This window comes from Neptunomonas japonica JAMM 1380 (assembly GCF_016592555.1).
Taxonomy (GTDB): domain Bacteria; phylum Pseudomonadota; class Gammaproteobacteria; order Pseudomonadales; family Balneatricaceae; genus Neptunomonas; species Neptunomonas japonica_A.
The window spans coordinates 3,517,555-3,530,151 of record NZ_AP014546.1; the positions used below are offsets into that span (position 1 = coordinate 3,517,555).

10 protein-coding genes are annotated in these 12,597 nt (G+C 44.7%); 7 read left to right on the top strand and 3 right to left on the bottom strand.

Features of this window, described 5'->3' with window-relative positions; genetic code table 11:
* The first annotated feature begins 348 nt into the window (after positions 1 to 348).
* Positions 349 to 1,680, top strand: coding sequence for an esterase-like activity of phytase family protein (locus NEJAP_RS16575; RefSeq protein WP_201348262.1), 1,332 nt, complete (start codon positions 349 to 351; stop codon positions 1,678 to 1,680).
* A 247-nt stretch (positions 1,681 to 1,927) separates the two neighbouring features.
* Here NEJAP_RS16575 and NEJAP_RS16580 read toward each other — a convergent pair whose 3' ends face one another.
* Genes NEJAP_RS16580 through NEJAP_RS16590 form a run of 3 tightly spaced genes read right to left on the bottom strand, consistent with a single transcriptional unit; the run spans position 1,928 to position 6,312 of the window.
* On the bottom strand, positions 1,928 to 2,770 hold the full coding sequence (locus NEJAP_RS16580) for a universal stress protein (protein WP_201348263.1): 843 nt from the start codon (positions 2,768 to 2,770) through the stop codon (positions 1,928 to 1,930).
* Entirely contained in the window at positions 2,760 to 5,174 is a 2,415-nt protein-coding gene (locus NEJAP_RS16585) for an efflux RND transporter permease subunit (RefSeq protein ID WP_201348264.1), read from the bottom strand. The genes NEJAP_RS16580 and NEJAP_RS16585 overlap by 11 nt, the downstream gene beginning before the upstream one ends.
* Positions 5,167 to 6,312, bottom strand: a complete 1,146-nt coding sequence (locus NEJAP_RS16590; protein WP_201348265.1) for a WD40/YVTN/BNR-like repeat-containing protein — start codon at positions 6,310 to 6,312, stop codon at positions 5,167 to 5,169. Before NEJAP_RS16590 ends, NEJAP_RS16585 begins: the two co-directional genes overlap by 8 nt.
* Before the next feature lie 316 nt (positions 6,313 to 6,628).
* On the opposite strand from NEJAP_RS16590, the gene NEJAP_RS16595 reads away from it, so the two are divergent.
* The 6 genes from NEJAP_RS16595 to NEJAP_RS16620 all read left to right on the top strand — a co-directional run bounded on the left by NEJAP_RS16595 (position 6,629) and on the right by NEJAP_RS16620 (position 12,588).
* Entirely contained in the window at positions 6,629 to 7,741 is a 1,113-nt protein-coding gene (locus NEJAP_RS16595; protein WP_201348266.1) for a branched-chain amino acid ABC transporter substrate-binding protein, read from the top strand.
* A 112-nt stretch (positions 7,742 to 7,853) separates the two neighbouring features.
* Positions 7,854 to 8,780 carry a high-affinity branched-chain amino acid ABC transporter permease LivH gene (livH, locus tag NEJAP_RS16600; protein ID WP_201348267.1) on the top strand — a complete coding sequence of 309 codons (927 nt, stop codon included), beginning with the start codon at positions 7,854 to 7,856 and terminating at the stop codon, positions 8,778 to 8,780.
* Positions 8,780 to 10,027, top strand: coding sequence for a high-affinity branched-chain amino acid ABC transporter permease LivM (locus NEJAP_RS16605; protein WP_201348268.1), 1,248 nt, complete (start codon positions 8,780 to 8,782; stop codon positions 10,025 to 10,027). The genes livH and NEJAP_RS16605 overlap by 1 nt, the downstream gene beginning before the upstream one ends.
* Entirely contained in the window at positions 10,027 to 10,794 is a 768-nt protein-coding gene (gene livG / locus NEJAP_RS16610; RefSeq protein ID WP_201348269.1) for a high-affinity branched-chain amino acid ABC transporter ATP-binding protein LivG, read from the top strand. The genes NEJAP_RS16605 and livG overlap by 1 nt, the downstream gene beginning before the upstream one ends.
* Before the next feature lies 1 nt (position 10,795).
* On the top strand, positions 10,796 to 11,497 hold the full coding sequence (locus NEJAP_RS16615; RefSeq protein ID WP_201348270.1) for an ABC transporter ATP-binding protein: 702 nt from the start codon (positions 10,796 to 10,798) through the stop codon (positions 11,495 to 11,497).
* A 164-nt stretch (positions 11,498 to 11,661) separates the two neighbouring features.
* Positions 11,662 to 12,588, top strand: a complete 927-nt coding sequence (locus tag NEJAP_RS16620; RefSeq protein WP_201348271.1) for an exopolyphosphatase — start codon at positions 11,662 to 11,664, stop codon at positions 12,586 to 12,588.
* The last annotated feature ends 9 nt before the right edge of the window (positions 12,589 to 12,597 follow it).

The window sequence follows — 12,597 nt, forward strand, 5'->3', positions numbered from 1 at the left end:
TTTAGTTTTTAAGGTGCATTATTATGGCCTGAAGTGATGAAGAGTAGGTGAATATTATTGACCTACTCTTCTATTTCCCTAGTTAATTTCACATAAAAAAGGGAGGCTATAGAGTGCTTGATATTGCAGAAAAATCAGAGTTATCAGAGAACCCCTCGCGCAGTACTAATAAGCAGTTGCCACTATAGCAACGCATACGGATATCTTCTGAAGGTGTCAGAATTTCATGTGTGCCAGTGATATAGAAACGCTACATTCTTGTAAACGTCACGTCACATATTATTTTTATTCTTGAACCTCCTAGCCTTCTGGCGTTATCACGCCTCCTAAATTTCACAGGAGTTATCGATGTCACGTTTAGCCATCATTCTGACCTTAGCAGCGTTAAGCACTTCTTCAGCAATCTTTGCTGGCAACGCTACCCAAGCGGTACCTGAATATGACGCCACCCTAAAAACGCATGCTCAACTACCCGCCCAGTCATTCGTATTACCGCCAAAAAATGCCCCTCTCTACTTTAACCAGTCTGGACGCTTTACCGCAAAAGACAACCACCGCATGAGCACTGCTTACGGAATCTATGATGATGTAACAAAACTTGCTCGCCCTTTCCCTGGCCAGCCTTTACAAGGGTTTTCCGGAATCCGATCACTCGGCAATAACCAATTTCTCGTACTCACAGACAACGGTTTTGGCACTAAAGCAAACTCTCCGGATGCTATGCTGATGTTTCATGAAATCACAGCCGATTGGAAAAGCGGCCGTGTGATCATTGATAAAACAACCTTCCTGTCTGATCCTAATAACAAAGTGCCTTTTCCTATCATTGATGAGACAGGTAAACAGCGCTACCTGACTGGTGCTGATTTTGACATCGAGTCAATTCAGCCGGTTAGCGACGGGTACTGGTTTGGAGACGAGTTTGGCCCTTGGCTGTTAAAGACTAATAAGAATGGTGTCATCCAAAACGTAATCGCCACACAAATCGACGAGACACTCTATACCTCTCCCGATAACGCCTTTGTAAAGCTAGCCAACCCTGGTAAGGACGCTCCCCCAATCATAACTAAACGTTCCGGCGGCTATGAAGGAATGGCGATATCTCGTGACGGTAAAACACTATATCCACTGTTAGAAAAACCAGTTTACGATGCCAACACGGCCGCTTCTGAAACCATCAACGGCCAGCCAGTGCTACGCATTTTGGCATTTGATAATGTAAAACAACAATGGAAGGATAGTATCCGCTACTACCCGTTAGCCGCTGCCAGTCATGCCATTGGTGATTTCAATATGATTGATGCACACCGCGCACTGATTATTGAACGCGACAGTGGCCAAGGGGATCCACGTGAAGGCTGGGCGCCTAACCCTGCTCAGTTTAAACGAATCTACTTGATCGACTTGCGTGAGGTGGATGAGAAAAATGTTCTACGCAAGATTGCTTATATCGATTTGATGAAAATCAAAGACCCAGACGGCATTGCACCCCGTGGCACTCAAGATGGTATTTTCAGCTTCCCATTTGTTACGATCGAAGATGTCGATCGTGTGGATGAAGAAACAATTATCGTCGCTAACGATAACAACTACCCCTTCTCCGTTGGTCGTCAGCAAGGACGTGCTGATGACAACGAATTCATCCTGCTAAACGTTGCGAACTTTCTGAAAGCAAAATAATCAAAACACCTTAACTGGGCTCAGTGTTAACCTTGAGTCCAGTTTTTTAACTATGCCCCTCTCGCTAAATAATCAGCCCATCATTCGAATGAACATTACAACTTCAGCCTGACTACTGCTAGGTGCTAAGAGTTATTATACAAATCATTTATCGACCGAATTACGAGTAATGCTTGTATACCTTTAGTTTTATTGTGAAGTGCATGCAGAGGCTTAAATTAATGCCAATTATACGTATTTTTTGTGTTTACACATTATTCAAAAGCTCATCGAAATCTCCTGACAAGCCTTCACGTAATACCAGAACATCACAGCTAAGCCTATCGAGTATACGCTCTGCCGTATTGCCTAAAAGAGCACCTTTTATACCACCTCGACCATGTGTACCAATGACCACCAATGCAGCGTGTTGCTCCTCTGCCACATTAGGGATCCAGTATTCCGGTGGACCTTCTCCGATATGGTAAGTACCAGCCGTGACCTTCATAGCATCTAACAAAGCATGTGCGGCACGGCTAACGTTGTCAGCTAACATATCAGCTGACTGGCTTTCTGCATCGGCGCCCAACATCGGTGGTGCATATGAGACAATCACCTGTAAGTCTGCTTTAGTTTCTTGGCTTATCACACCCGCCATCATCAGCACACTCTGGTTTAACTGCAAACAGCTTTTTTTACACGAAAGTGGGTCAACAGCAGCCATAATTTTACCGCCCTCCCACAAGCTATCACGCTTCACCAATAGCACAGGGCATGGAGCCTGACGCAACAGCTGCCAATCAAGCGGAGCTAGTAAACCTTTATGTGAGATGTCGCAACTTTTAATGAGCAATGAAAAGTGATCATTTCTCCAACGCGCCAGCACATCTTTCAAAAAGCTCTTCTCTTGGTGGTAGTGCTGCTTAATCTGCATACCATCCGCGCTGAGTAACGCCATAAAGCGCATAATGGCGTGACCCGGTAACGGAGTAATCAACCACAACACTTCAAGCTCGCAACCCATCCGGTCTGCGATTAACACTCCACGTTTAAACGCTTTTTCAGCAGCATCACTGGCATCCAATGCCACTAGCACCTTTTTAGTAAACATGCGTGTTCTCCCCCGTTTTAGCGACATTATGCTTATGTAATAAACACGCCAGCGCCGGCAGCAGTATGAGTGCACCTAACATGTTCCAAAGAAACATAAAGGTGAGCAGCACGCCCATATCGGCCTGAAATTTAATGGGTGAAAATAACCACAGTACCACGCCAATGGCTAGTGTAAGCCCGGTAAAAGCCACTGATGATCCCGTAGTCTTTAATGTTGCCAAATAAGCCTCTGGCAAACCCTTGCCCTGCAATAGATAACTATTTAAGCGAGAGTATATATAGATGCCATAATCCACCCCGATGCCCACACCTAAAGCGATGACGGGCAAGGTGGCTACTTTCACACCAATCCCTAGGTACGCCATTAACGCTTGGCACAACACCGAAGTGAGCGCTAGTGGTGCAATAATACAGATCACGGTTTTTATCGAACGAAATGTTAACAAGCATAGAATACTAACCACACCATACACCCACGCCAACATCTCGTATTGCGCGATACCAATGACGTCATTAGTGGCAGCTTCAAAGCCGCTGTTCCCAGCAGCCATTTCAAACTTAAGGTCATCACTATTATGCTGTTTTGCAAACCCTTCGATGGCAGTTGAAACTCTCTCAAGGGTTTCTGCCTTATGGTCATCCAAGAAAATAATCACCGGCAGTAATGAGCAACTACCGTTCATAAAGCCTGAAGGAACATAAGCCAATGAAGCGTTAATCACATACTGATTACGGCTAACACTGCGCCATTTGAGATTGCCTTCGTTTAATCCAGCAGTCACACGCTTAGATACATTCACCAGTGACACACTGTTTTGAATACCTGGCACGTTAGTTAAAAACGCTTGGAAACTGTCCACCAACGCCAGTGTCGCATAGCTAGTACACTGGTCTGCTTGTGTTGTCGCCATCACTACAAATATATCGCTTGAGGTGGAATAGTGATCCGTGACAAAAGCATTATCGAGATTGTAGCGCGAGTCAGCACGCAGCTCTGGTGCACCTTTATCCAAGTCACCAATTTTGAGATTTTGACTACCATAAAGGCCAACACCTAAAGCAAATAATGCAAAGATAACAGCAGTCACAGCCCCACGAGGTTTAGCAAACACGATAAACAGCTGCCAATGTGAGCTTTCTTTATTTTGGCTCGCATGCATCTTAGCAATCGCTTTCTTACCCACACCCACATACGACATCAAGAGCGGCAGTAATAATAGGTTAGTCAGAACAATCACTGCCACACCGATTGATGCAGCTACGGCCAAATCTTGGATAACCTGAATATCAATCACCATTAGGGTGACAAAGCCTAAGCCATCCGATAAAAGTGCTGTTAAGCCTGGAATATAAATAGCACGAAAAGCACGCCGTGCTGCTAACCACGGATCAGCACCTTCTGACTGCTCTAATCGAATGGTGTTTACCACCTGAACACCATGACTTACACCAATAGCGAACACCAAAAAAGGCACCAGCATTGAATACGGGTCCAACCCATAACCCAAAGTTTTTAATAAACCCATCTGCCAAATCACAGCGACTAATGAGCAGCCTATTGGAATGAGTGTGCCAGTTATGCTGCCAGAGTAGAGATAAAGCAACACCAGCGTAATTCCAATCGCAATAGCGAAGAAGAGTGCAACTGACTTAGCCCCATCAATTAAGTCACCAACGATTTTTGCAAACCCTGTAATACGGATTTGAATATCTGCGGTTTCATACTTATTACGGATTAACTCCTCTACTTTGCTCGAAAAAGCTTGGTAGTTAAGCTTTTCGCCGGTGGATGGGTCTTTATCGAACAGCGGCATCTGAATAATGGCGGATTTAAAGTCATTCGCAACAAGAATGCCCACCTGCCCTGAACGCAACACATTAGTACGCAGTTGCTCTAAACTGGCAGTACTGCCATCGTACTCAGGAGAGATTACCGGCCCTCCTTCAAAACCCTCTTCGGTGACCTCAGTCCAACGGACGTTGGGTGTCCAGATAGATTTAAGCGCTGAACGATCCACACCCGGAATAAAGAACGCTTCATCGGTGACTTGCTTTAGAGTGTCTTGAAATTTTGCGGTAAAAATATCACCATCTTTGGCTTGTACAACAACCCGCAGACTATTACCTAAACCTGAAAGGTCACTACGATATTTTAAATAGTTTTCAACATAAGGATGGCTCGTGGGAATCATCTTCACAAAGCTGGCATCAGGACGAATCTGCACCGCTTGAAAACCGAGCCAGAGCGTGAGTAGAACAAAAATAAGCAACACCGGCATGCGCTTGTGAAACAGGACTCTTTCAATTAGTTGTTCGGAGAGCTTAATGGGACCTAACAGCGCAGACGTTAGCTTTGATGCCGTTTTTGATGTTTGCCCTGATGTGGACGATGAATTACTCATAACTAGCCTCCAACGCCTTATCAGATATACGTTTTATACCTTTTTCACCCACCACTACCCAGCCATCACCAACACGTACAACAGAGCTCCAAGCACGACGATCATGTTGTTCAAAAGATTTAAAGCTACCCACTAGATCATCATTAACAGACGTATGTAATACCAACCCACCCAGCCCGACTAACATCAGCTCATTGCCATAAGCAGACGCACTGGTTAAGGAAGATGAGCTATGTAATTCAATCTGTTGCCAAGAGTCTCCTGTATTGCCACTTGTAAATAGATGCCCACGTAAGCCCAGTGCCAACAACTGTGATTGCCCTTGTTGCTCAAAACTTGATAAACCAAAAAATGAACCTTCATAAGGAGAGTCGAGCGCTACCCAGCTTTCGCCAAGATCATTAGAACGAAACAGTAACCCTGCTTCTCCTGCAATAATTAAGACTTGACGGCTATCCTGTGACACGAGTGAAAGCGCATTCAAGTGAAAGCGATCGGGGTTAGGTAAGCGATGAGATAATACTGACCAATGCTCACCTCCATCTTCTGTTTTTAAAAATGAACCATACGAGCCCAATAAAAAGCCTTGCTGATTATTAATAAAGAAAACATCTAACAGCGGTTGAGTTGGCCCCTCTTCTTCGGCTAGTGCCGCATCTTCTAAATAAAATTCCAACTCATCCACGGGTAAGTCTTGCGCTAGTGGGTCACCGCCAGCATCAACCAACGCCTGATACGTTTTAAATTGCAATGCATTCAATTGCCGACCATCGAGCTGCTTAACCCAGGTTTCTCCGGCATCTTTTGTGTGTATCAATACGCCATCGTGGCCAACGGCCCAACCATGTTTTACATCGGAAAAAAATACAGCCGTTAGTAGCACACTGACCGGTGATTGAACTTGGCGCCATTGTTTACCCTGATCATCAGAAATCAGTACTCGACCTTGATCACCTACAGCAACAAGACGCTCACCCGCTTTGGCAACATCAAGTAACAAACCATCACTAGCCCTATAAGATATGAGACTGGCTGTATCAATTCTATCAACCATCGCAAAGCTAAATGGAGTCACGGTTATCAACAACAAAAATAGATACCGGCAAGCTCGTTGGCCGGTTGTTTTAGCTCTGAGCATATAGCCCCCACTTTTTATGATTATTTGGGGATAAAAACAGGAACAACATCATATCATCTTACTAAATATTCTTACTTATGGGTGCTGAGGTCCCTAAACCAGATATCAGCATCGTTTGTTAATCTCTTTTGCTCAATAACAGAAGTTATCAATATAAATGACATTATCGATCAGGGATGTTTTTTGGCAAGCGTGTTTCCTATAGTAAACATTGATTTTTTGTTTATTTTATAGTTTATTCATCCTGTCTAACAAAATAACTATAGGGTCCAGGCATCGACATATCGTGCCAAAGGACGGAGAGGGTATATTTCCCATGAAGAAATTTACACGTACGCTGCTATCTGTAGGTACTGCAATTTGCTTATACGGCGCAGTAGCACAGGCTGACACTATCAAAATCGGCCTAGCTGGTCCTGCAACAGGTCCTGTTGCTCAATACGGTGACATGCAAAAAATTGGCGTACTCGCTGCGATTGAACAGATCAACAAAGCAGGCGGCATTAATGGTATGCAGCTTGAAGGCGTAATTTATGATGACGCATGCGACCCTAAGCAAGCCGTCGCTATTGCTAACAAAATCGTTAACGATGGTATCCAACACGTTGTAGGTCATCTTTGCTCGTCTTCTACTGAACCCGCTGCTGATATTTACGAAGAAGAAGGCGTTCTGATGATTACTGCCGCTTCAACCTCTCCTTCTATTACGGAAAAAGGTCATCAAATGATCTTCCGTACTATTGGTTTGGATAGCATGCAGGGCCCCTTTGCTGGCCAATATGTTATTAACAGCGTTAAGCCAAAAAACATGGCGATTATCCATGATAAACAGCAATACGGTGAAGGCCTTGCAACGGCAGTAAAAAAAGAAGTTGAAGCCGCAGGCATCAAGCCGGTTATGTTTGAAGGTGTAACGCCAGGGGACAAAGATTTCTCTGCACTCATCGCTAAATTGAAAAAGAACAAAGTAGACTTTGTTTACTACGGTGGCTACCACCCAGAGCTAGGCCTGATTTTGCGTCAATCTAAAGAAAAAGGTTTGGCTGCTAGATTCATGGGCCCTGAAGGTGTAGGTAATCCTGATATCTCTAAAATTGCCGGTGCAGCATCTGAAGGCCTGTTAGTAACACTGCCACAGAGCTTTGATAAAGATCCTGCCAACCAAGCATTGGTTCAAGCCATTGTTGATAAAGGCGAAGATCCAACAGGCCCATTCGTATTCCCTGCATACTCTGCCGTTGAAGTTATGACAACTGCAATGACAGCAACTGGGTCTACTGATACAGAAAAACTAGCTGATTACATCCGTAGCAACACCTTCAAAACAACGACAGGTGAATTAGCATTCAATGAGAAAGGCGACTTGGCCCAATTCTCATTTGTCGTTTACGACTGGCATGCAGACGGTACTAAAACGCCGGCGAAGTAACGCTCATAACAACAATAGAATTAACACAGTATTTGCCACTGAGTTGATTCAAAATAAACACCCTTATTCCGTGATCCGGGATTAAGGGTGTTTCATTATACGGTTCCCGCATATGTCAGAAACTATTCTCTATTTGATTCAGCAGCTCATTAATGGGCTGACTATCGGGTCGACCTATGCCCTGATCGCTATTGGCTATACCATGGTCTACGGCATCATCGGCATGATTAATTTCGCTCACGGCGAAGTTTATATGATCGGCTCTTACATTACCTTTATTGTGATTGCCGGCCTGTTAGGCATGGGCATGGTCAGCCTACCACTTATCCTATTTATAGCCTTAGTGATTGCCGTACTGATCGCCAGTACCTATGGTTGGACCGTTGAACGCGTTGCTTATCGCCCGTTACGTGGAACAAACCGTTTAATTCCGCTGATTTCGGCAATTGGTATGTCTATCTTTCTGCAAAACTATGTTGTTTTATCGCAAGGTTCACGTGATATCGCACTACCACCGATGATTTCCGGTAGCTGGACCTTTGGTGACCCAAATTTATTTGAAGTGTCTTTTTCATACATGCAGCTCTTCATTTGGGTAGCAACCTTCATCACTATGCTGGGGTTAACCCTGTTTATCTCGCGCTCTCGTATGGGCCGTGCTTGTCGTGCTTGCTCAGAAGATATTGGTATGACTAACTTGCTTGGCGTAGACACGAACCGCGTTATCGCTATGACATTTATTATTGGTGCAGCGCTAGCAGCTATTGCCGGTTTACTTTTGAGCCTTTATTACGGCGTGGTAAACCCATTTATTGGTTTTATGGCAGGTTTAAAAGCGTTTACAGCAGCTGTTTTAGGCGGTATCGGCTCAATACCCGGTGCAGTACTCGGTGGTCTTATACTCGGTGTTACAGAAGCACTCACTGCTGCATACTTTCCTTCTGAGTATAAAGATGTCGTTGCCTTTGGCTTATTAATACTGATCCTACTGTTCCGTCCTAGCGGCTTGTTAGGCAAACCGGAAGTGGAGAAAGTCTAATGGGTAAACTCTACAACGCAATTTTTTCTGCGGGTATCGCCTTTGTACTAGCATGCCTAATGATTGGTGTAAAACTCAACACCGATGGTACAACGCTTAAAGTATCAGGCGCGACTTCTGAGCAGTGGGCGTGGATCATTGGCGGTATTGCACTGGTCTTTTTCTCACAGCTATTTGCAGACCAGATAGATACTGCATTTAGTAAAATACCTAAGCCAAAGGTGGGTCACTTAATACCTGAAGGTGACAAGATGGCGCAACTCAAGCCATGGCTAATAGCTGGGCTTTTTGTTTGCATGGTCATCTGGCCTTTTATGGTGTCACGCGGATCTGTTGATTTAGCCACATTGGCTCTCATTTATATCATGCTGGGTCTTGGCCTGAATATTGTTGTTGGTTTGGCGGGACTTCTGGACCTTGGCTATGTTGCCTTTTATGCCGTAGGTGCTTATACCTATGCATTATTATCGCAATATTTTGATATGTCTTTCTGGGTTTGCTTACCCATTTCAGCCGGTATGGCAGCCCTATTCGGCTTTATACTTGGGTTTCCGGTATTACGCTTACGCGGTGATTACCTCGCGATTGTAACCTTAGGGTTTGGTGAGATTATTCGTATCTTACTGAATAACTGGACAGCGGTAACCGGCGGCCCAAATGGTATTTCAGGTATCGCTAAACCTGCGTTGTTCGGCTTAGAATTTACGCGCAGATCCAAAGACGGGAGCCCGCTCTTCCATGACTTTTTCGGTATTAGCTACTCCAGCTCATACAAGGTTATTTTCCTTTATTTGATTGCCGTAGTCTTAGTGGCCTTTGTTATCTTTGTGATCAACCGCCTAATGCGTATGCCTATTGGTCGCGCATGGGAAGCATTACGTGAAGATGAAATCGCTTGCCGCTCTCTTGGCCTTAACCGTACAGCCATTAAGCTATCCGCCTTTACTATAGGCGCCTCGACTGCAGGCTTTGCGGGCTCATTCTTTGCGGCAAGGCAGGGCTTTATTAGTCCAGAGTCATTCACCTTTATCGAATCAGCTATTATCTTAGCGATTGTGGTTCTCGGTGGTATGGGGTCGCAAGTCGGCGTTATTTTGGCAGCTATCGTTATGACGATTCTCCCTGAGCTGGCACGTGAGTTCTCTGAATACCGCATGTTATTGTTCGGACTAACCATGGTTCTGATGATGCGCTGGCGCCCACAAGGCCTAGTGCCCATGAAACGCCCTGTTCTGGAGTTGAAATAATGAGTCAGTTATTACTCGACGTTAACGGGCTGACCATGCAGTTTGGCGGACTGGTAGCGGTAAACAAAGTTAATTTAACTGTAAAAAACCGCCAAATTGTTTCCGTCATTGGACCCAATGGTGCTGGTAAAACCACAGTCTTTAACTGCTTGTCGGGTTTTTATATCCCAACAGCAGGCAGCGTTATGTTCAAAGGCAAAGAGATTGCTGGCATGAAAGATTTCCAAATCTCTCGCCAGGGCTTAGTACGCACTTTTCAGCACGTACGTTTATTCTCGAACATGACCGTTATTGAAAACATGTTAGTAGCACAGCATCGCCATTTAAATACGGGTCTATTAGCCGGATTATTTAAAACGCCGTCTTATCGCCGACTAGAGCAAGAAGCGATGGAACGAGCAATCTTCTGGTTAAAAGAAGTGAACCTACTCGACTCAGCCAATCGTGAGTCAGGTAACCTGTCTTACGGTCAGCAAAGACGTTTAGAGATTGCTCGCTGCATGGTCACTCAGCCAGAACTATTGATGCTGGATGAACCAGCGGCGGGCCTTAACCCGAACGAAACCAAGGAGCTTGATGAACTGATTATCAAGCTACGTGATGAGCATGAAATATCTATCCTGTTGATCGAGCATGATATGGGCTTAGTGATGGGTATTTCTGACCACATTTATGTGATTGCACAAGGAACGCCTTTGGCCGACGGCAATGCCGACGATATCAAAAACAATCCTGATGTTATCAAAGCTTACCTTGGGGAATCGTAAAATGCTGAAACTGGAAAATGTAAATACCCATTACGGCAAAATCCAAGCACTACACGACATATCCATTGATGTTCATACAGGTGAAATCGTCACGCTTATCGGCGCAAACGGCGCAGGTAAAACCACACTAATGATGACTATCTGTGGTGATCCTCGCGCATCATCTGGGAAGATATTCTTTGATGGTGAAGAGATATCTTCTGTAAATACTCCTGAAATCATGCGCAAAGGATTAGCCGTGGTTCCTGAAGGGCGGCGTGTTTTCTCTCGCCTGACGGTGCAAGAAAACTTGCATATGGGTGCTTACTTTCGCAGCAATGCAGAGTACGAGGAAAGCCTTGCACACGTACTTGAGTTATTTCCACGATTAGAAGAGCGCATCAACCAGCGTGCCGGCACGATGTCAGGTGGCGAACAACAGATGTTAGCGATTGGCCGCGCCATGATGAGCCGCCCTCGGATGATCTTATTGGATGAACCCTCATTAGGGCTTGCTCCTATCATCATTCAGCAAATTTTCTCTATTATTGAGAAACTGCGCGATGAAGGCGTCACCATCTTTTTAGTGGAACAAAACGCTAACCAAGCGTTGCGTATCGCTGATCGAGGTTACGTCATGGAAAACGGACGTGTTGTTCTTAGCGACAGTGGTGATGCTTTGTTAACTAACCCAGAAGTGCGCAAAGCATACCTAGGCGGCTAACCATTTAAATTGATACTAAAAGCCATTCGCTATTGACGTAGCGAGTGGCTTTTTTGTTCTTCGTACTGGCTCAAAAAACTTTCCTAACGACTCACCTGCATATCAGTAATCCTTGTCTATACTGATTTCTATAATATTTTGTCAGTTAACGCAGGAATACTGGTATGTCTCAATTTCGATTAGTCACCCGCAGCGACTTTGACGGTCTAGTGTGTGCAATTTTACTTAAACACCTCGACTTAATTAACGATATTACGTTTGTTCATCCCAAAGACATGCAGGATGGCACGATCAGTATTTCTGATAACGACATCACGACGAACTTACCCTATGTCGCTGCTGCCCACTTAGTTTTTGACCATCATCTATCAGAAACCTTGCGCAACCAAGGCGATCGACCTAACCATATTATCAACCCAGAAGCCCCTTCTGCTGCACGTGTTGTATGGAAGCATTACGGCGGAGAAGCAGCCTTTCCTAAAGAATGGAAAAGCATGATGTCTGCAGTAGATAAAGGTGATTCGGCTCAGTACAACCAAGAGGAAGTACTCAACCCCAAACGCTGGGAGTTGCTCAACTTCATTATGGATGCTCGCACAGGTCTCGGTCGCTTTCACGACTTCCGAATCTCTAATTACAATTTAATGATGGATCTAATTGATTACGGTAAAGATCATTCAATTAACGACCTTTTAGCACTCCCTGATGTTAAAGAGCGTGTCGATCTCTACTTTGAACAAGAGAAAAAATTCAAAGACCAAATCACGCGTTGCGCTACAGTCCACGACAACTTGGTCGTTCTGGATTTACGAAACGAAGAAGTTATCTACGCCGGTAATCGTTTTGTCATTTATGCCATGTTTCCACAATGCAATATTTCCATCCATGTGCTGTGGGGCCTTAAACAACAGAACACAGTATTTGCGACCGGGAAGTCTATCTTTGACCGTTCATCAAGAACCAATGTTGGCGAGTTAATGCTGGCCTATAACGGCGGCGGACACCAAGCAGCAGGAACGTGCCAAGTAGATAATGACAAAGCAATTGACACATTACACAAGCTCACTGCTCAAATTAACGCTGACGGATAAATAGGGCCA